Source organism: Nostoc sp. CENA543 (assembly GCF_002896875.1).
In the GTDB taxonomy this organism is placed as follows: domain Bacteria; phylum Cyanobacteriota; class Cyanobacteriia; order Cyanobacteriales; family Nostocaceae; genus Trichormus.
This window is the reverse complement of the sequence record NZ_CP023278.1, coordinates 2,668,465-2,687,467: the sequence shown is the minus strand read 5'-3', so window position 1 is coordinate 2,687,467 and position 19,003 is coordinate 2,668,465. Positions and strand designations below refer to the sequence as shown.

16 protein-coding genes are annotated in these 19,003 nt (G+C 43.6%); 11 read left to right on the top strand and 5 right to left on the bottom strand.

Going from position 1 to position 19,003, the window contains the following annotated elements:
- From CLI64_RS32155 to CLI64_RS11095, 3 genes are read left to right on the top strand one after another with little or no spacing between them, the layout of a single operon-like run.
- Positions 1 to 759 carry a hypothetical protein gene (locus CLI64_RS32155; protein ID WP_103137282.1) on the top strand — a complete coding sequence of 253 codons (759 nt, stop codon included), beginning with the start codon at positions 1 to 3 and terminating at the stop codon, positions 757 to 759.
- Entirely contained in the window at positions 759 to 1,223 is a 465-nt protein-coding gene (locus tag CLI64_RS11100) for a hypothetical protein (protein WP_103137281.1), read from the top strand. The genes CLI64_RS32155 and CLI64_RS11100 overlap by 1 nt, the downstream gene beginning before the upstream one ends.
- Positions 1,223 to 3,457, top strand: a complete 2,235-nt coding sequence (locus tag CLI64_RS11095) for a peptidoglycan DD-metalloendopeptidase family protein (protein ID WP_103137280.1) — start codon at positions 1,223 to 1,225, stop codon at positions 3,455 to 3,457. The genes CLI64_RS11100 and CLI64_RS11095 overlap by 1 nt, the downstream gene beginning before the upstream one ends.
- Before the next feature lie 346 nt (positions 3,458 to 3,803).
- Here the strand turns inward: CLI64_RS11095 and CLI64_RS31220 are convergent, their stop codons facing one another.
- Entirely contained in the window at positions 3,804 to 3,962 is a 159-nt protein-coding gene (locus tag CLI64_RS31220; protein ID WP_192881707.1) for a hypothetical protein, read from the bottom strand.
- Between the two features lie 279 nt (positions 3,963 to 4,241).
- Here CLI64_RS31220 and CLI64_RS11085 point away from each other — a divergent pair, with 279 nt between their 5' ends.
- Positions 4,242 to 4,445 carry a hypothetical protein gene (locus CLI64_RS11085; RefSeq protein ID WP_103137278.1) on the top strand — a complete coding sequence of 68 codons (204 nt, stop codon included), beginning with the start codon at positions 4,242 to 4,244 and terminating at the stop codon, positions 4,443 to 4,445.
- A 63-nt stretch (positions 4,446 to 4,508) separates the two neighbouring features.
- Here CLI64_RS11085 and CLI64_RS11080 read toward each other — a convergent pair whose 3' ends face one another.
- Positions 4,509 to 7,367 carry a hypothetical protein gene (locus tag CLI64_RS11080; RefSeq protein ID WP_103137277.1) on the bottom strand — a complete coding sequence of 953 codons (2,859 nt, stop codon included), beginning with the start codon at positions 7,365 to 7,367 and terminating at the stop codon, positions 4,509 to 4,511.
- Positions 7,368 to 7,450: 83 nt separating this feature from the next.
- Positions 7,451 to 7,963, bottom strand: a complete 513-nt coding sequence (locus CLI64_RS11075; protein WP_103137276.1) for a hypothetical protein — start codon at positions 7,961 to 7,963, stop codon at positions 7,451 to 7,453.
- Between the two features lie 987 nt (positions 7,964 to 8,950).
- Here CLI64_RS11075 and CLI64_RS11065 point away from each other — a divergent pair.
- From CLI64_RS11065 to CLI64_RS11040, 6 genes are all read left to right on the top strand, one after another.
- The gene (locus CLI64_RS11065) at positions 8,951 to 9,244 is read left to right on the top strand and encodes a hypothetical protein (protein WP_103137274.1); all 294 of its coding nucleotides are present in this window, start codon (positions 8,951 to 8,953) and stop codon (positions 9,242 to 9,244) included.
- A 2-nt stretch (positions 9,245 to 9,246) separates the two neighbouring features.
- Positions 9,247 to 9,846, top strand: a complete 600-nt coding sequence (locus tag CLI64_RS11060; protein ID WP_103137273.1) for a hypothetical protein — start codon at positions 9,247 to 9,249, stop codon at positions 9,844 to 9,846.
- A complete protein-coding gene (locus CLI64_RS30745) occupies positions 9,765 to 10,295 on the top strand; it encodes a hypothetical protein (protein ID WP_157943238.1) in 531 nt (176 codons plus the stop codon). Before CLI64_RS11060 ends, CLI64_RS30745 begins: the two co-directional genes overlap by 82 nt.
- Positions 10,296 to 10,345: 50 nt before the next feature.
- Positions 10,346 to 10,951: a hypothetical protein gene (locus CLI64_RS11050; protein ID WP_157943237.1), complete on the top strand. Its 606-nt coding sequence runs from the start codon at positions 10,346 to 10,348 to the stop codon at positions 10,949 to 10,951.
- A gap of 1 nt (position 10,952) precedes the next feature.
- On the top strand, positions 10,953 to 12,005 hold the full coding sequence (locus tag CLI64_RS11045) for a hypothetical protein (RefSeq protein WP_103137270.1): 1,053 nt from the start codon (positions 10,953 to 10,955) through the stop codon (positions 12,003 to 12,005).
- 61 nt (positions 12,006 to 12,066) lie between these two features.
- Complete coding sequence (locus tag CLI64_RS11040) at positions 12,067 to 12,345, top strand: hypothetical protein (protein WP_103137269.1); 279 nt, start codon at positions 12,067 to 12,069, stop codon at positions 12,343 to 12,345.
- Positions 12,346 to 12,397: 52 nt separating this feature from the next.
- On the opposite strand, the gene xerC is transcribed toward CLI64_RS11040, so the two are convergent.
- Both xerC and CLI64_RS11030 read right to left on the bottom strand, forming a co-directional pair.
- On the bottom strand, positions 12,398 to 13,492 hold the full coding sequence (xerC, locus tag CLI64_RS11035; RefSeq protein ID WP_103137268.1) for a tyrosine recombinase XerC: 1,095 nt from the start codon (positions 13,490 to 13,492) through the stop codon (positions 12,398 to 12,400).
- A 343-nt stretch (positions 13,493 to 13,835) separates the two neighbouring features.
- On the bottom strand, positions 13,836 to 16,109 hold the full coding sequence (locus tag CLI64_RS11030) for a type IV pilin-like G/H family protein (protein ID WP_157943236.1): 2,274 nt from the start codon (positions 16,107 to 16,109) through the stop codon (positions 13,836 to 13,838).
- Positions 16,110 to 17,011: 902 nt separating this feature from the next.
- Between CLI64_RS11030 and CLI64_RS11025 the strand changes: the two genes are divergently transcribed.
- Positions 17,012 to 18,877 carry an ATP-binding protein gene (locus CLI64_RS11025; protein ID WP_103140678.1) on the top strand — a complete coding sequence of 622 codons (1,866 nt, stop codon included), beginning with the start codon at positions 17,012 to 17,014 and terminating at the stop codon, positions 18,875 to 18,877.
- The last annotated feature ends 126 nt before the right edge of the window (positions 18,878 to 19,003 follow it).

Sequence of the window (19,003 nt, the reverse complement as noted above, 5' to 3'; positions counted from 1 at the left end):
ATGGTCAATGAGGCACTATTAACCACGCTCTCGGCTGTAGAGCGAAACGACTCTATTTATGCCTACTTGTCCGACGAGCTGGGCAGTACAGTTTACACTTTCCTTTTTAACCCTGAGTCTAAAGCTGTATCCCTGCGGGCTAACTACAAGGAAGGCGCGGCGGCGATTACCAGCTTACCCAGTCAAAGTTACCAGTACACATCGGGGCAGACTTTAGAGTTGAATAACTTGATTCTAGAGTCTTGGTCACGAGGTAAAAGTATAAAGCCTCTACTAGACTCCCTAGTTGGTTTAACTCGTGCCGAGCCCTCTAAGGGTAAGTATGCGCCTAGCACCGTTACCTTTATATGGGGTGGGAACAAGTTTGGCCCAGCTGTGATTACTTCACTAGATTGGACTGAGACAGCTTGGCTGGGCGGGGAGCCAGCGAGCGCCAAGCTAAACATGAAACTTCTGCAAGTACCCAGTGCAAGAAACACCTTGACGGCACAGCAGAGAATTGAGGCTGCCACAGCCACAGAGCAGAGTCTAACAGCTAGGCAGAAGCTTGAGGCTACAAACAAAGCTAAAGTCTTTCTACAAAGTAACCTGAAGACTCTAAGCACGAGTACAGGTCAGTTGGTGCGGTCTGGAAACTACAAACTCACAGTATCCGACACAGGTATAGTTACTATGACCGACCCAAAGGGCAAGGCGCTCGGCGTAGTTGGCACCTATCGAAACGGTAAGTTCACTAATACGGGGCGGACGTTGAAGTAATGGCTAGCACAACAGAACGCGGTAGTAAGCTTGTAAAGCAGGCTGATGAGCAAATAACCAAGGAAGTACAGCTAGCCAAGGGCGATAGCTTAGTCAAGGTGGCTAACAAGTATCTGGGTGAGTATAGCCGTTGGCGTGAGGTCGCCCAGATAAATGGCATAGATATCTTTGATGGGCTGCCCACAGGGAAGAACCTAAAGATACCTACACGGGAAGAGCTAAAGAAACTCCTAGATAAGGAGAAAGCGCAGGTACTAGCCAACGCCGAGAAGGATGTAAAAGCTAGACTGCGGGAGATTTCCAACAGCCGTGAGATACAGAGTATTGCTAAGACTCTAGGCGTTGACACCGAGAAGTTAATAAAAGACTTAGATTTATCACCTTTAAGTAAAAAACTATCAGAACAGGTAAACACCGACGACGCGGTAGATGAAGCCTGGCAGATTATTGGGTGGATTTTGTGATGACAAGTCCAAACTTATTAAGTCCATATTTAAAGATAACGGTCGGCTCTATTGGTAGTCTCAAGGCAGATACCTTTACCATAGGCGACGGCAAGCTAGTCTCAGCCGAGGTAGAGCTAGGCGAGGGCACGTTACAAAGTAACTGCAAGTTTACCGTTAGAGACCCCAACCGTGAACTATTAGATAAATATCTGGCACATGTTGAGCAGGTCGAGGGGCTAAACGAACTAAACGACCCCAACCCGACACAGGCAGACTTAACCGCGACAGTTAACCCAAACCCAACTAGCCACGTAGGCAACCCAAGTCTGGAGACACAGCCAGGTCAGGTTATATACGAAAATGTGCAGGCTTCGACCTACGGCTACGGTGAGGTAACCCAAGGCGGTCAGATTGGTGCTTACGGCGATCGCATCCAGTGGGATGGTCTGTTTGCAGCGATGGTCAATACAAAGTACAAGTATGCCACCATGCGCGTCACCAACCTAACCAACAATAAACAAATCTTGGTGAAGGTTGTAGACCGTGGCCCCTTTGCAGTAGAAAACGGCAGAGCTGCTAGACCACTTCGGGAACACCCAACAAGAAAGATAGACTTAGTGCCTGGCGCATGGAAGGCATTAACTAACGGCGCGGCTCCTGGTATTGTCAACGTCAAGATTGAGTGGATTCAGCCAGGAACAGCTACAGCTAGCGATGTACAGGCGACAAAGCAACAGAAGGAAACAGCGCAGGAGATAGAGCAAAGGAAGGAAGTAGCTAATACACCTGCAACAAACACCACGCCGCAGGTAGCGGCTACACAGTCTGTTTCTACTGCCAGCGTTACCAAGAAAGTAGCAAGTAGTTCAGCAAAAACCTTAGTCGGCGCACAGATTACAGTTGAATTAGGTTACAACGGTACGACAATTGCTGCTTTTAGTTTCATCCACACTGGCTTAAGATACAGTCTCTTTGACCCAGACTTGTTAGAGTTTCGAGGGCAGGCTGCGACTTGGGTCATGACACGGCGGTTGAAAAACACCGTATACCAAAAGATGACCTTCAAGAAGCTCGCTACCAAAATATGTGCAGCCTATGGTATGGCTCTAACTATGAGTGAGGAGGGGCCATACTATGAATACTTCCCTCAGCGAGGGCAGAACGATTATGAGTTCTTGTTAGCTGAGGCGCGGCGCATTGGTTATAGAGTTCATGTCAAAGGCAGAACATTAACTATTGAGCCAAGGGAAAAGATTATTAGTGCCAATACTTTTACCCTAGAGTACGGCGTGAACATGGGCATAAGCTTCGAGATAACCCACGAGGCGGAGAGCGACACTAAAGGTGGGGCGCGGGCTTCAGACCCAAGTAACCGAGGTACAACAGGTGTAATTAAATATCAAATCGATCCAGCCACAGGGAAGGTCAAGCAAACCAAGAAAGAGTCTACATCGGCTCTAGGTGGCGATACAACCGCTATTATCTCAGGTAATGCCCTACCAACCCCTAAGCCAAAAACAGACGGTACAACGGCAGCAGCAGACAGCCAGCGACGCGAGAACGAGAAGCGCATCAAGGGTATCAAGGCGAGCGCTGTGTTTCCTACAACAGAGGAAGCTTTGCTCATTACACCTGACACACCTTTTAGGACTAGGGGCGTGAGCATAACAGCAGACAGGTACTGGGTTGTAGAGAACGTGCGCCATACATACACGGAAGGAGGGTTGACTACAGACGTAGACCTGTACAGCCCGCTAAGAAATAAATACCCCTCTACAGACATTAACCAACCGCCTAGCATAACACCTAACGTACCTCAAGCACCTGGCGTGCCCTTTGACGCTGATGCACCTAAGTTTATTCGACCCACGACAGGGCCAATAACCAGTAGGCACAGAACAGAGAACCCCAAGCGACCGAGGCATCAAGGAATTGATTATGGGGCAGCCGCTGGTACACCTGTTGTAGCTTCAGCTAGTGGTACGGTAGTCGATGTAGTTTCTGGTTGCAGGGTGGGTAATGGAAGCTGTGGCGGGGGATATGGAAATAAGGTGGACATCGACCACGGCGGCGGTTGGCTCACGAGGTATGCACACCTAACAGAAGTTAATGTTACAAATGGTCAGACAGTGAGTCAGGGACAAAAGATAGGAACTGTAGGTAATACAGGAAAAAGTTTTGGCAATCATTTACACTGGGAAGTACGTAAAAGCGGTGCAGACTTAAACCCTCGGAAATTTATTCCTAACTAATCACTTTGGCTAGACTCCAGGTATGAGCAACCCATTATTTGACTTACTTTTGCAAGCGCAGCGGGCTACACAGATAGCTCTAGACCAACAAGGGAGAGTGCCTTACCCGACTTTGGGTGTTGTGGTCAGTAATCAAGACCCAGAGGGGCAGCGGCGCATCAAGGTGGTCACAGCCTCAAACCCGCTAGTGCAAAGTGACTGGATACGCCGCCTCGTACCTTACAGACAGTATGATCCTCCACTACCCCAGGTGGGGCAGACAGTCTTAATTCTCTACGCAGACGGGCTAGAAACGAACGCCTACTACCTCCAGATAGTAAATGACACTAACCCACCGCTAGACAAGTCAGACGCGATAGATGACCACGCAAGCGTCATAGACGGCGATCGCACGGCAAGCATCAAGGGTGACGATACTACAACAGTTGATGGCTCGTCCACGCTGGAAGTAAGTAACGACATAACAAACAACTGCGATGGCGATTTTAGCGTTGATAGTGAGCAAAACATCAATATGCAGGCGGTGCAGGACTTGGTGCTGTTTGCCTCGCGCTACTTGAGACTACAGGCAGGGGCGACCAACTTTATAGAGTTAGGCTTTGATGGCACAAACCGCATATCTGGTACTTGGACAATAAATTTAATGGGTGCCTCTATCAACTTTATAAACGGAAGTACCGTAACCCTAAATGGGAAGTCCCTGGCAACCGTCGGTGCTATCGACTCGGACGGCGACACAATCGTTAATAAGGGCTGGTAATTAATTTCTATAGGAGAAACATCTATGACTGACGAACAACTAGCTTGTGAGCTATACAGTACCTACGAGAGCATACGCAGCGGCTGCGACAAGGAAGTCCACGCTGATGTTTGGCAGTACATGAATCCCTTTCAGCAGGTGGCTTGGTTAAACACAGCCAAAGAGATGCGGAAGCTGCTCACACCCAGCAAGCCTAAGAAGGCGGTAACACCTGAGCCTGAAGCTTAGGTTTAAACATAAGGAAAAGCCCGGCTCTATCAACTAGAGCCGGGCTTTTGTTGTATCTATAATCTACTTCTTGTATGTACCAAGTTGTAGGGTATCTAGCATCATCAAGGCGTGAACTTTGCTAAACCCGTTAGCTCTAGCGCGTTCAAACCACTCCAGTTTTTCACCTCGGTTAACTGTCTTGCGTTCGCTACGTCTCTTGAAGTCGTCAACACTTTCACAGAAGATATGGGTGTTGTTATAGCGGGCGGTGCGGACTTCGATTAATTCATCTCCAGGTCTAACCTGCTTTACAGTGTCAAATCCCGCGCTAGCTTGAGCCATAACCCACTTGTTTATCTTCAGTAGGGATTTATGGTCATAGTTCAGGTCAGAGGGGAAATAATCACCACCGAAAGCCAATCCCTTGAGTAATTCGTAGGAGGGGTGTTTTCTCAGTGCAGACTCTTCATAGTTACGAGCGCCACGGATTTTGAATACCTCTCCGTCATAAACACTATGAATATAGTAGTGTGCCTTGTTAATAAAGCTAGCGACAGAAAAACAATTCTCAATCTTGTGTTCGATATTGAAGGGTAAGGACAAGTTATAACGATTCCAGAACTTATCGATATGTTCTTTAGCTAGAGAGTCAAGGTTCTCAACTTCACGGCTAACAGCCTTCAGGAAAGCACCCCAGTCTTTAGACTTCTTAGGCAGGGTAGCTGGGTCACTTTCTTTAACGAAGTCAGCAATATGAGAGAAGATACTAGCCCAGTCTAGCCCAGCGAGAGGGGTAGTAATTCGAGTGTAGTTCTTGGTGTCAGTCCACTTGGTATTGTCGCTTAAAGTATCAAAGCCAGGAAGTCTAGCCGAGTCTTTAAGGGTAGGTACGTGTAGGAGACTGTAGAAACCACCATCAGTAATAGATTGGCGTGTGTGGAGGGCTTTGTTTAGCATCCAGGCACCAACTCTAGCTCTAGCGGTAATGTTATTAGCTAGGACAGTGTTACCAACACTGAAGTATGGGCTAGCAGATACACCATAACTAGTATTAACAAACAGCTTGAGAATTTCCTGTTTAGCAGTGGCAGTAGTTTTCTCTTCGGCAGGAGCTGTACCGGAGTTAGAGATGGACTTGAGACCGCCGCGCACATCTACTAGCTTACCTATGAATCCCTCTAGGTGTAGAGAAACCCATTTGCGAGTGCGAGTATCAGAGCTAAGGTCGCGTTTACCGTTAACATTTTCCAGCGAGCCCTTATCACTAACTACACATTCAATCCACGCATCAACGCTAGGCACTTCATCACTCTTTAGGTAGGCAGCCGCGCTCTCTACTGTAAGACTCATCAACTCGTTGAGTTCTTTGTTAGTGGCTACTGCACGAAGAACCTTTAAAACATCGCTGGTAATAATCCCGTTCTGAATCTGTTTGCGGATGAGGGCGAAGTGTCCAGGGATGTGAGCGACATCATCGTCGCGGTCGGTATCGTCAGTTTCTTTATCCCAGTCTTCACCAAGGGCTGCACGGTTGATATCCTTCTGGGAGACAATCTTACTGTAGATTAAATCTTGGCAGAACTTAATCTCACCAGAAACTGTGACAGTCCATAGGTTATCAACTAGGTCGGATTCGTACTTGGCAAGCCACTGCTTAAGACTCATGCGCTTTTGGTTAGGCTTCCAACCCCAGACAGTAGGTAAACCTAGAGGGAAGGTAAAGGCTCTTAGGGCACTACCGTAGCAGGAGTTAAGGTCAATGTCGGCACCTAGTTCACAGACATATTCACTGGGGCGCTCGTTGTTGCATCTTCCACCCTGTACCAGAGCATTGAAAGCTGAGGAATCTTCAGTGATGCGGGCGAAGTAGTTCACACTGCATTGGGAGATACCCAGGAAGCTGAAGGGCAGGCGAAAAAACTGACTAAGGGCTCTACCGTCTACGCTATTAGAGGACTTAGAATACTCAGCAATAGAGTTTCTAAGCTTGTTGCGAGTGTTTAGAACCTCAATGACATTATGGTAGTGGTCTAGGTTCTTCTTGTGTTCTTTATCAGAGCTATCTAATAACCCAAGCTTCTTGATTGCGAACTCAATCTCTCGGCGGTCGCCTTGGCAGTAAATCCAGCTCTCTAAGGTTTTAGCAACCAAAGAACCAGTAGTCATGGGGATGTTCTCTTCGTTGAAGCACATCTCCTTAGGGAGACCAATAACTTCGTGCTGCACCCAGCGTACTAGCTCAACGAAAGCAGAGTAGATAGATAGTAAGTCGTCCACATCACCCATAGAGTAGGCTGCAAACAGGTCAGGGAAGGCTTCCAGACCGTCTCTCATGTGAGTTTTGTATGAGTCCATACCAGCTTTACTTTGCATCTTCACACCCACAGCATCTGCTAGAGCTTTTAAACCACTGTTACCAGACCATCCCTTCATGTCTTTGATGTCTACGGTGTATTTATGCTCATTAACTTCTAGCACGAAAGGGGGGCGGCAGCTAATATTTCTTTTCTGTTGAATAGCTCCAGACATATACAGAGGTTGGATGAAATCCCAGCCAAAAGCGTACTCAAGGTCTTTAGGGCTGTAGAACATCAACAGGTTAATATTCTTGTGCTGGCGGTCTTTATCGCAGTCGTTGAGGATATATTCTATGAGGTTCAGGGAGTCGCTCATCTCGACAAAGATGACTTTCACACCAGAAACAAGTTCATAGGACATGAGGCGCTTGTAGCAGGGCGTAGAGACATCATTACTAACAAACAGGTAGCGTCTCTTCTCTCCGGTAAGCTTGCTATAGGTTGAAAACTGGGTAGAGAGCCATTCACTCTTAACAACTTCCCTTACGGTCTTGTCCCACTCGGAGTCTGTAGCGATTACCAGAGTTGACACTTTCTTAGCTCCAGATGATGCGGTCTTGGGGTTTTGGGGTATAATAGACATAGCTTGAAATCCTTTGAATTATTTGAATTAGGGTTTTGTAAATGCCAGTGGGGAGTACCAGTCACCACTGGCATTTACATTGTCTAGCGGAGGGTGCGGGAGTAGTCGCCAATAACTTCAGAGACAGTGCGGTTAGTCTTCTGGGCGTATTCTGTGAGCAACTCCAGCTCGGAATGTGGTAAGCGGACGGCAACTGTTGTTTCATGGGGTCTAGGTTGGTCGTTTAACTTCGGCTTTAATATCTCTACCAAAGAAGTCTCTAGAGAACCAAGCTCGCTTTCCTCACAGCCTACCCAAGCGATAGAGACTAAACCAAGTGACTCTAGTTGTCTTAGTCTTTGATGCTTAGCCCAGCTTTCCTTAAGGTTACGGGTCTGCCCAATATAGAGAATTTGTCCACTGACATCTAGTACGAAATAGACGGAGGGTTGTTCAGGCAGCTCTTCTTTATTTAGTAGTGGGAGGGTGTCTTCAACTAGACCCTGTAAGTTCTTGACTAGATAGTCGTTTAGACTCATACCACTATTATCAGCCTCTAACTTCAAGCTTTCGAGTAGCTCCTCTTCTAATCTCAGTGAAGTATGTTTCTTACTCATATAAGTCCTTTATGTGTTGACACCACTATTATAGCACAGAAAGACATAGTGCTGTCAATATGCAATCAAGGAAAATACAAGCTAAATAAGGTGTACTTAGACTGTAAAATCACAAAAACCCTAAGTATTTACCAGTAGAAAGATCGACCCCACAGTCCCCCCTATATTTTCAAAAAACAGGGGGACTGTGGGGGGTAAGAATCCCTCAACCACGCGGGTTCTAGCATTTTTGTTCCCTATTGGGGTAGAAACAACCACTGAGGCACCCCCGACCTTGCGTGTAATTTAATTACTAACACCAACTACCCCTCCGCTTTGTTCCGCCGCCCATAGTTTGTAGAATGGAAGTATAGATAGTAGGGTAAACCCCATGCAACGAGTGCGTGGGGTTATTTTTTGCCTAGTCCGTCCTATAGTCTAGATGTACCCTCTACATACATTTATGGATAGGCAGCAACTCACCCCCTTCCTTGGCTGGCCACTAGACTATTTTCGAGAACAAGCCAGAAAGTTCAAACAACCATCCTTCCTCCTTTTGTCCAGTGAGAACCATACAGTAGGTACTAAACCCTTCCTGTTCGGTTTGGAGGGTCTAGAAGCCGTCACAAACGAGCTAAACGTCCCACATAGGTTAGAAACCATAAAAGCTTTATATGGGGTGCTACAGCCCGGCGAGATCATTATTATGTGGGTCGATGAAGGTGTGTTCCAAGAATGCTTTATTGACCCTATATCTGGGTGATAACTGGACATAAGCAAAACCGCATATATGTCAGTACATTGATCAGTTATTTCGATCAAAATAAGCCCCAAAACTAGTGTTTTTGGGGCTTTTTGGCTTGGTTTTGCTATATTCTACGGATTAGAATAGATGTAGAGGGATAAAGAGGGATACATCCGAATATGTAAATCTAGACATTCCTTCCTATCCGTACTTATCCGTAGCTATTCAGAGATTTTAAAGATGAACACTAATAAAGGGTGAACATGGAAGTCATAGGCGATTCAGTAGAGGTTATCCTCACCCGTGAGCAAGTCGCTAAAGAGCTAGAAACTACAACCTCGGTCTTATACACAATCCTCGACCTTGGCAGTCTGTATCTCCCCCGACTCAAGCGACTCCGCACCAAAGACAACTGTGGTATATCCCGCAGGCGACCGCTAACAAACTGGGATTTACCCATCCTCCGCAAAGTTCTACACACTTACCGCATACATGGTAGGAGCGCAACCAGAAAGTTACTAGCTGAAAACCCCGCTTACTACGAACAGGAGATTTAGTCATGAAGATTAGAGAAGCCGCTGAATTAATCCAACTAACCACCGGACAAGAGTTAAAGCCCAAGCAACTCCTAGTTGAGTTACAAACCCGCTTTCCTAACATGGAATTCACTCTTGATAGCGATGTGCCTGAAGAATTTGTAGAACGCACCGAAGCCCTCGCTAACAAAGTAAAAGACTCTAAACCTAACGATCAGCCTAAGCCATCTGCTGGGGGCATGGGCATGGGTCTAGCTAAGACTTCGGCTGAAGCTATCACCAACACCAAAGCAACCGCCCTGAGCATCACAGAGTGCATTCGTGAAGCCCTAGAAGATGCAGAGTTAGTTCTTGCCATACAACAAGGTTTCCGTGATGCTCTCGTCATCGAAGATGCTTACCAAACTGCCAAGAATCAAGCTCTAGGCGCAATGGTAGATAGCAGAAGTGCTGCCGTTGAACAGGAAGTAGAACGCCTCCGAGCTGAGAACGAAGCTTTCCTCATTGACCGTGCAGCACGGGAGCAAGAACGCCTGGGGGAGTGGGTGCGCCGACGGGAAGCTTCTCGTCAGCTATTACAACAAGTCAAAGACGACCTATCGAATCTAATCAGTCTTCTGTAATCGCACACTTTGAGAGACACTGGGCGAAGTACGGCGTTGTAGCCGCTTTCGTCGCCTTTGTCTCTCTCGCCCAAGGCGACCGAGAACTTAAAGCTAAGAACGACGTTTACCTGCAAAACATGATTGCCACTAACAACCTGAAGCGTAATGAGCAGATAGCTACACAAGAATACTCAAGGGAGTTGGCGGAGATTGCTAACCAAAGATACCAAAACGGCTGCATAAGAGTCGAAGGTTATCTGCAAAGTGGTAAGCCAGTCATCAAAGACGGTAAGCAACTCCCAGCCAATGCAATTGTTTGCGACAACTTCGGTAATACAGGTGTACTCATTCCTGCCGACTTTGATGAAGATGGACGACTCAACGCGGTCGTAGGCAAGATAGCTTACACCGGTAGCGCCCCACCCGCCAATCATGAAGAACCCGCTTATGTGAGGTACGTAAAATGAGTTCTGAGTTCCGAGCAAAAAAGCCTCGGTCTTTCTCGACCGAGGGCATAATGAATGTACTTTTTTGGTTGCTTATTATTGCTATTGTATACGGTTGCTATAACAATGCCTTGCCATATATTGCGTTTATCCGCCTAAGAATAGGAGACAGTTTTCTAGCTGGACTGCCCTATGTCGGTGGGTTCTTCAGGTTCTTCTCTCTGTCTACTTTGGTAGGAATTGTCTTCTGGGCTATCTTGCAAATTATGCAGTTACTTCCCCTTTGGGTAAAAGCCGACCGAAAACTTATTAGGACAGTGATTAGACAGTCAGAGAACCACCCTCAGATGAAGATAGGCAAAGAAGACTCTAAGTCACTGGCTGCTCTTAAGAAGATATGGAACGAGTTCCCCCTACGCTCTATTAAATGGGCTCGTACCTGTTCCTACATCGCCTACAGTATTGATTATGTTGCCTGCATTCACGCTTTCCCACCTGTTGATGGTGGTCTTGATAGATTCTTCTACGTCATCGCTACCAGACAGTTCGACTTACTCAACCTGGGTAACATTATTAGTCTCATCATTACTATCTATTTAGTCGAAGCCCTTTTCGTTGTTCTTCTACAGGTTCAAGAGTTTATTTACTTTCAAAGATTAGCTAAAAGCGAGGTTTAATATGCTGGAACAAGATATAGAACAACTAAAGTGGAAAGAGCTAGCCTACGATACTAACGACTGGGATACACAAATCTTTGTAGGTGGTGCCCTCGCTGCTACCACCTTTATAACCTACGTTAGTGCCTCGCTCCCTGCTGGGTTATTGGTGGGGGGCTGCCTCTGGTTCTATGGCTTAAAAAAGACTAACGAGATTAGCTTTCGTGATGAATTGATAGACAGAGGTGTAGTAAGCCACATTCTCAAGGAGTCTGACTTACGAAAGTATGAAGCTAGCTACGGGCTGGAAACTGTACTTAACGAGATTCAGACTGCTGTGGACTTAGGACATGGTGTATCACCACACGCCGTGAATCTGTTTAATAGTAAAGTAGATGAACCCGCACCCCTACCTGCACAGGTAGACTCTCCCCAGCCCACCAACGACACCGACTGGATTGAACTAATTCTAGACCGCACTACCATGATTCACGGTCTACAAGGTTCAGGTAAGTCTTGGCTTGCCCGCTACGCAGTAAAAAAGAAGAAAGAACTAGGTCACCGCATCATAGTTCTGGACTCTAACTCAAACCCTTATGAGTGGCGGGGAGTACATGAAAGCTACCACACCCACCAGGATATCGAGGCTAAAGTCTCGTGGTATGTGGATGAACTCGACCACCGCCTTGAGGAGTTTAGAAATCTCAACTGCCCTGAAGATGAGTGGGCCTCTAAGCTACAGCCTATCAGTTTAGTGTGTGAAGAGACCTCTACCTGGTCAAACTGGTTTAAGGATAAAGCCCTGCTCAAGAAGTTTGGGATGTACGCCATTACGATGTCTAGGAAGCCTTTAATGCCCGTCCTGGTTATTGGACACAGTGAAACTCAAGAAGCTTTCTTTGGACTAACTGGAATGGGCAACACTGTAAAGAATATGCAGAAGGTTCGGTGTATTGGCGATAAGAAGTCCCTCAAGCCTAAGAGCTTGGGTATAGGGCAGCTAAAGCTTGAAGGTGATGACGAGTTACGGACAGTCAAGCTGCCCCGCCTCACCTCTAAGATTACCGAGTTCTAGATTTTGTTTTCCTATCCGACTTGGATAGGATTATTGTATAAACCTAATGGAGAACTTCCCTATGTCTTTGATTGTTTCTGAAACTTCCTACAACACAATTACAAAAGATATTCTCAAAGGTTACAAAGAGCTCAAACAGCGTGAGAAGGAATTAGCTAGAGAGGTATTCAAAACTGATAACCTGCCATCTACTACCTGTATCTGCTACTTCTGTAAAGAAGATGGTGAAGTAATTCATCAAGCCACTATACAAGACCCTGAAATGTGTCTCGCTGACGCTGTAGACGTTGCTAGTCTAATCAACCAGGGTGCTACTAAACTTGTCTGGAAGAGAGTTTAATCCTAAATAAACTTAATGAAAAGACTTTTATATAGCCACTCCGCAGGGGTGGTTATTTTATTGGCAGGTCAGGCAGGTCGGGTCGGTTTACCATATGCCCATAGTGCCTCATTACCATAGACGTGTCGCTGTGTCCTAGAAGGTAGGCAACGCCAGTTATAGGTATTCCCTGCTCTATACCGTGGCTAGCCATCGTGTGCCTCAGGCAGTAGGGTTTCCGATACTCAACCCCCTGATACTCCAGTACCTTCGCCCAGTAATTCTTCCTGAAGGTATCACCATCTATGTGCTTGCCACGCGGTGAAGTAAACACCAGGTCGTCAGGGATAGCCTCAATCGGTTTAATTTCCTCTAGCAGCGATCGCAGGTGGTCTGGTAGCTTTAGATAGCGTACTGTGCCTGTCTTTGTACCCTTGCGCTTGCGCTTATAACCATTACCTGCCGGGTCTTTAGGCAGACTCTCCTTAATTATTAATTCACCACGTACTAAGTCAACGTGCTGCCAGCGCAAACCTATCGCTTCAGAAGTTCGGCAGCCTGTGATTAGTAGGAACTTAACAAAACTAGAGTAATGTGGGTATAGCGTCTCGAAGCCTGTGATGATTAGTCTTATCTCATCGATTGTGAAGGGTTTTATCTCCTTACGCTTCCTGCCTTGAGCCTTTACACCTTGGTATGGGTTTACTTTCAAGAAACCTTGTGATATACCCCAGTTACAGCAGGAGCGGATTTGGAACAATCTCTCCTTTAATGTAGTGGAGGAGAGGTTGAGACTTTGTATCCAGGTTACGTCCACTAGATTTGGGTTAGCTTTAGCTATCATCACCCGCGTCCACCTGTAGTAGGTTAACCTCGTAGTCTCAGTTACGTCTAAGGTTTCTACCCAAGCGTCCCACAACTCTAGTAGTGTCTTTGGGTGTGTTTTAGGCGGTGCCTTGGGCTGAAGTCTGTATCGGTCTAGGGACGTGTCAAAGTTGCGAGCTAATATGTCATTTCTAATTTGTACAGCTATCGCCTGCGCTGTTTCTTTGTCGCGCCTATTATTGTATTGACCCCCTGGCACTGGGTTGAAGCAGAACCTCTTCCCGCCGTAGGTAAATCTAAGTTGTATACTTCCGTTGTTATTAAATGGTTTTATTTCTCGCATTGCCCTAACTCTGGCTTAAACAGGTAGGGCAGTTTATTGTTGAGACCCATCGCAGGCGATCGCAGCACAAGTTGCCACTTTAGCAGAAATTTCTCAGTGCTGAGTAATGAGTAATGAGTAATGAGTAATGAGTAATGAGTAATGAGTAATGAGTAATGAGTAATGAGTAATGAGTAATGAGTAATGAGTAATGAGTAATGAGTGGTGTTAGCGGTAGCGCGGCGTTTAGCCGGTGCTGAGTTCAGAAATAAACTCTACCTTGTCTACCTTGTCTACCTTGTCTACCTTGTCTACCTTGTCTACCCTACCCTGTGCAATTGTGAATACACCAAAGTCCAACACCCTACCACGTATAATTGAGTGGCGATCGCTTAATTTGAGATAGCCAAATCGGTTGTTTGTCTAGAGAAATAGACCGTTTACCATTGGGTAAAGTTTGATAGATCCATTTATTACCTAAACAAACATTGGCAGGTATCTCAACGGGAGAATTTGCTGATGTTTGCAATTGTAAAACTTTTTGCATCATTTCTGATTCCAACATCAGATAATGTGCTTTGAAAATTTGGGTGACGTAGCTGGGACTCATAGAATTATCATAAGGAAAATACTGTTTTTCCATATCTTTCACATCAACGGAACACAGATTATTTTTTTCTCGTTCTACTGCCTGGTAAAATCCTTGGTAAAATGTGTATGTATTCACACCATACCAATTGCGATATATTTGTCTTAAAGGTGTGTCTTTTTCTGGGGGAATAATTTTATCTAACCCCTGTAATATAGAGAAAGCCTCATTATTTAATGAATGTAATAGAGATTTTGTATAGTCATGTGCCAATAACCGACCTTGCCAAACTACGGGTAATTTACCGATTTTTTGCATGACTCGGATTTGCGATCGCCTGATAATTATATTCACAAGCTGACCAATTAAAGATGGTTCGTTTTGCAGCGATTCGCTAAGTTTCCAAGATGCTTCTAAAGATTTTAGCATCTCTTGGTTATTACCTTTTTGCAGTTGTTCTAAAACATCAATTAATAACAAACGTTGTAAATTGACTATCCCTAAATAGCTAGGGATAGGAGCTTGAAAATCTCCGTCTTTTATGTATTTATAGTCTAAGCCCCAAGTTGGTGTCTCCTCAGTTAATAATAAGTTGCGGATTCTGGTAATGTTCCTACTATGTTGATTTACATAACTACGTAATTTTGTTGGTAATGTCTGAGGAATTTGTTGCGTCTGATCATCAAACTGCTGTCTTAGTAACTCAGAAACTTCTAAAAATTCTGCCTTTTTACTATCAGGTATTTTTAAATCTTCCTCCGCAGTAGTCAAAATATTAAAGCCTAACTGCGAAGCTGCTAATTCCCGAATTTTTATAGCTGTTTTATTTCTAGATTTTGGCAACTCATCAAAAGAATTATATACTTCCACTATGATTGCTTGCTTTTGTTCTAATAATAAAGGTGCTGCTGCTTGCAAAACAGGTGTGATTTTTTTGAGAAAACTGTCACGAACGGGATTAAAGCTAGATTCTCCAGTCAATTCACCTAAAAGGTCATATTCACTAATCCCCAAAGCTCCTAGTGATAAATAATACTCTTGTTGTGCTTGTAAATACTGTCCTGCTTGCGCTAGTTGATCAGCAGTTTGCAAAGCTTTTGTTTTCCGAGGATTTTCTATCTCTGCAATTTGCGCTTGATACTTGTTAAGATTGTCCAGTTCTTTATTGATATCTGCGGTTTCCTCAGCACTAAGACTGACTTTAACCAAACCTGCACCACAATTGAGTAAATTTTTGGCGGGTAAATTGCTCAACTTTTCTAAATCTAGAGATACTTTCGGTGAAACCTCACAAATACTAGAACCGTTGGCTGTAATGACACCCAAGTAAGTTTTATGCTTTTGGTTGGGAAGAGCAGCTATGGTAATTATCCCAGTTTGTCTATCTGTAATTGATAAAAATCTCAAGTCGTAACCTGATTTCTGCTCAATGTTACTGATAGGAGTAGCGAATAATGTTGCTATTTTGTCAGCAAATACCCCATGACGAGAATAATATTGCTTTTGTAGAATATTCATCACACCAACTAATATTCTCTGCTGCTTTTCCTGTTCAAACCGTTCAGATAAAGCATTCTCAGTCTCACTAACTGTGAACTCTCGAAAACCAGATGGACATTCAACCCCTTGGTTTGGCAACATCTTAGTAGGTAACTGGGGAACTACACGCCGATTCTCTACACTTTCACAAACCGTAGAGAATGTTAACTCGTTTCCTATCGATGTTTTAGTTACGTTGACGAAATTAACGTAAGTACGAGAATTATTTAGTTTTGGTGTTAATACAGTCATGATGACTTGCTTGGCTTTTGGATCAGTAAATATTTGCCATTGATAGCCAGCAACACTATTTTCTATATTGTTTTCTACACCTAAATCTTTAATCTGAGTTGCAAAATAATTTTTTTCTAGAAAGTACGCTTGTTGAGCGCGAGCTACTGCACCTAAATTAGATAAAACTTGTTTTTTGATGGCTAATTCTTCGGCTGATATTTGCTGTTCTTGTTGATTAGCGACAGTATTGGCTCTGACATTGGTTGTTATAGTCAAACCTGCAATTAGACTGATACTTGACAATATACTAAGCAGTGATGATTTCATAATATAGGAATCTGACTTGATGATTAAAATTATTTGCGTAGGTAGGGAACGGGAAAAGAAGTAACAGAGGCTTACTGAGTTTTTTTCAGAAATCCAATATGAGTCCTATAGATGCTCGCTGTATTTCGTTTAAGGTGACTAATTTTAGAGAATTCATATTTTATTTTGACCCCAACTCCGTATATTTTTCTCTTTTTTGTTAAGAGTTTATTGTTTAAATCAGTAGCTTTAGCAATCAGGTTGAATTCTATATTTATATAATCTTTAAACTCTAAAATACATCCCTGACATTACGTAAAATATCTGAATACTTTTTCTTGAACTCCTTTAATCTCAATATTTCAGAAGATGTTTTAAAACTTTTTAAAGCACCTCTAACAGATAGTTGTTATAGTATGTACATTAATCATTATTCAGGTTCTGCAACTTCATGCAAGATGAGAATAAATATCATGTTCCCTGATGAATTAACTACAAACAACTGATTTTTGTGAATCAACACACAAATATAAATTTTTAGTAAAAAATATTACATCTTTGATTTACATCTGAGAAAAAAAATAATATCCTAAGCTTAGGTATGACAAACAATAGCTAGAAAAATCTAGCATATCTTCTCAGTATTTACGCTGACAAAACTGATTTTTCGTAATAGAGAACATCACCCAAGAGTTTCCGCTTAACTTGCTGGTGAATGTTTTGTGGCTAATACATTTAGTCAAAAAAATTGCGATCGCTCATCAAGGGAACTCTGCACCAACATCTACAGCAGAGTGTGGCTGATTTTGTTGCGGCAACTGACAGTTTGGGAATACTTAATTACACAAAAAATTTGGGAACGCTCTAATAATATGTTGGCATTGATGAATGCAAGTGGTTTTATCCCCCACGGACATTGTTATCTCTGGAAAACTGGACTAGTTTGGTTACATCTGATTTCTGATGCTGCGATCGCACTAGCCTATTATTCCATTCCTCTGTTACTGATTTACTTTATTTCCCAACGCAAAGATGTTCCCTTCAATGGGGTTTTCATCTTATTTGGGGCTTTTATTATTGCCTGTGGAACTGGGCATTTAATGGATATTTGGACGCTGTGGCATCCAAATTACTGGATTGCAGGTGGCATCAAAGCCTTTACCGCCATTATTTCCATATATACGGCATTTACTCTGGTTGATCTCATGCCGCAAGCCTTAACATTACCCAGCCCAGCGCAATTAGAAGCTATTAATCGCGTACTAGCAAGAGAAATTGTCGAGCGTAAACGAATTGAGCAAGAATTGCGTCAAGCTGAAGAAATAGCCAAGAATTCTAGCGAAGCCAAAAGCGAGTTTCTGGCTAACATGAGTCATGAGTTACGCACACCCCTAAATGGTATTCTCGGCTATGCCCAAATCCTACAACGGACGGAATCTTTAACTGAAAAAGGCAGTAAAGGCATCAATGTTATTTACGAATGTGGTTCTCATTTATTAACCCTGATTAATGATGTCTTGGATCTTTCCAAAATCGAAGCCCGTAAGTTGGAATTAAATCCTATACATTTTTACTTCCCATCATTTTTAGATAGTGTCAGTGAAATTTGTCGCATTCGTGCGGAACAGAAAGTGATTGATTTTCACCTGTTACTTGATCCTGATTTGCCAGCCGGGATTTGTGCTGATGAAAAACGCTTGCGACAAGTTCTGATTAACCTACTCAGTAATGCTATTAAATTTACCCATGAAGGTAGCGTCACCTTCAAAGTGACAACCGTTCAGCGAGGATTAGATGAGCATGGCAAAATCGCGTCCAAAATTCGTTTTGAAGTGATAGACACTGGTACTGGTATCACTCCTGAACAAGCTGAAACAATCTTTCTCCCATTTGAGCAAGCAGGAAATCAGAAACGACAAACGGAAGGTACAGGGTTAGGTTTAGCCATCAGCCAAAAAATTATAGCGTTGATGGGAAGTCAAATTAGAGTCAAAAGTGAACTTGGTAAAGGTAGCAATTTTTGCTTTGAGGTGGATTTTTCCGAATCTCAAGACTGGGCTAAAGCTTCTAGAGTTGTTGAGAAAGGAACTATTACAGGTTATCAAGGAGCAGAACGCACCATTTTGATAGCAGATGACAAATGGGAAAACCGTTCAGTCATCGTGAATTTACTAGAACCTGTAGGCTTTACAGTAATTGAGGCGAATAATGGTCAAGAAGTATGGGAAAAAGTCCAATTCTATAAGCCAAACTTGATTATTACTGACCTAGTGATGCCGGTAATGGATGGGTTTGAGTTAATTAAAAATTTACGTAAATCTGACCAATATAAACACATACCTATCATTACCTCATCAGCGAGTGTCTTTAGCATTGACCAATATAAAAGTATTGACTTAGGTGCAGATGCCTTTTTACCCAAGCCTATAGAAGCAGAAACACTGCTGGAATTACTAGGAAAGTTTTTGCAAGTGGAATGGTTGTATGAAAACACAACTAACAACATTCAGAATAGCAATATAGATCCCACAGAGGAAATGCAATTGCCCTCCCAGGAGGTTTTACAACAATTATTAGAACTGTTGCAAGATGGCGACATTCAAAGCATTTTAGAATTGGCTCAGAAACTAAGTAATTCTGATGATAAACTCAGTGTTTTTACGCAGCAAATCATGCAGTTAGCCAGCAACTTTCAACTCAAACGTTTAGAAACTTTTTTAAAACAACATATTAATTAAGTTATGAATTTTTTCTCCATTTTACGACTTTGGACATATTTCCTTTTATTTTCTATGTGATTAAAAATAGTTTTAATCAAACACAGAAAATATCATGCACATTACTTTGAAACTACCTGTAAACCT

Excerpts from the sequence above, each read along its gene's own strand:
- CLI64_RS11085 (WP_103137278.1), top strand. The coding sequence starts at position 4,242 with ATGACTGACGAACAACTAGCTTGTGAGCTATACAGTACCTACGAGAGC.
- CLI64_RS11100 (WP_103137281.1), top strand. The coding sequence starts at position 759 with ATGGCTAGCACAACAGAACGCGGTAGTAAGCTTGTAAAGCAGGCTGAT.
- CLI64_RS11045 (WP_103137270.1), top strand. The coding sequence starts at position 10,953 with ATGCTGGAACAAGATATAGAACAACTAAAGTGGAAAGAGCTAGCCTAC.
- CLI64_RS11075 (WP_103137276.1), bottom strand. The coding sequence starts at position 7,963 with ATGAGTAAGAAACATACTTCACTGAGATTAGAAGAGGAGCTACTCGAA.
- CLI64_RS11080 (WP_103137277.1), bottom strand. The coding sequence starts at position 7,367 with ATGTCTATTATACCCCAAAACCCCAAGACCGCATCATCTGGAGCTAAG.
- CLI64_RS11060 (WP_103137273.1), top strand. The coding sequence starts at position 9,247 with ATGAAGATTAGAGAAGCCGCTGAATTAATCCAACTAACCACCGGACAA.
- CLI64_RS11050 (WP_157943237.1), top strand. The coding sequence starts at position 10,346 with ATGAATGTACTTTTTTGGTTGCTTATTATTGCTATTGTATACGGTTGC.
- xerC (WP_103137268.1), bottom strand. The coding sequence starts at position 13,492 with ATGCGAGAAATAAAACCATTTAATAACAACGGAAGTATACAACTTAGA.
- CLI64_RS11095 (WP_103137280.1), top strand. The coding sequence starts at position 1,223 with ATGACAAGTCCAAACTTATTAAGTCCATATTTAAAGATAACGGTCGGC.
- CLI64_RS11040 (WP_103137269.1), top strand. The coding sequence starts at position 12,067 with ATGTCTTTGATTGTTTCTGAAACTTCCTACAACACAATTACAAAAGAT.
- CLI64_RS32155 (WP_103137282.1), top strand. The coding sequence starts at position 1 with ATGGTCAATGAGGCACTATTAACCACGCTCTCGGCTGTAGAGCGAAAC.
- CLI64_RS11065 (WP_103137274.1), top strand. The coding sequence starts at position 8,951 with ATGGAAGTCATAGGCGATTCAGTAGAGGTTATCCTCACCCGTGAGCAA.
- CLI64_RS11025 (WP_103140678.1), top strand. The coding sequence starts at position 17,012 with ATGTTGGCATTGATGAATGCAAGTGGTTTTATCCCCCACGGACATTGT.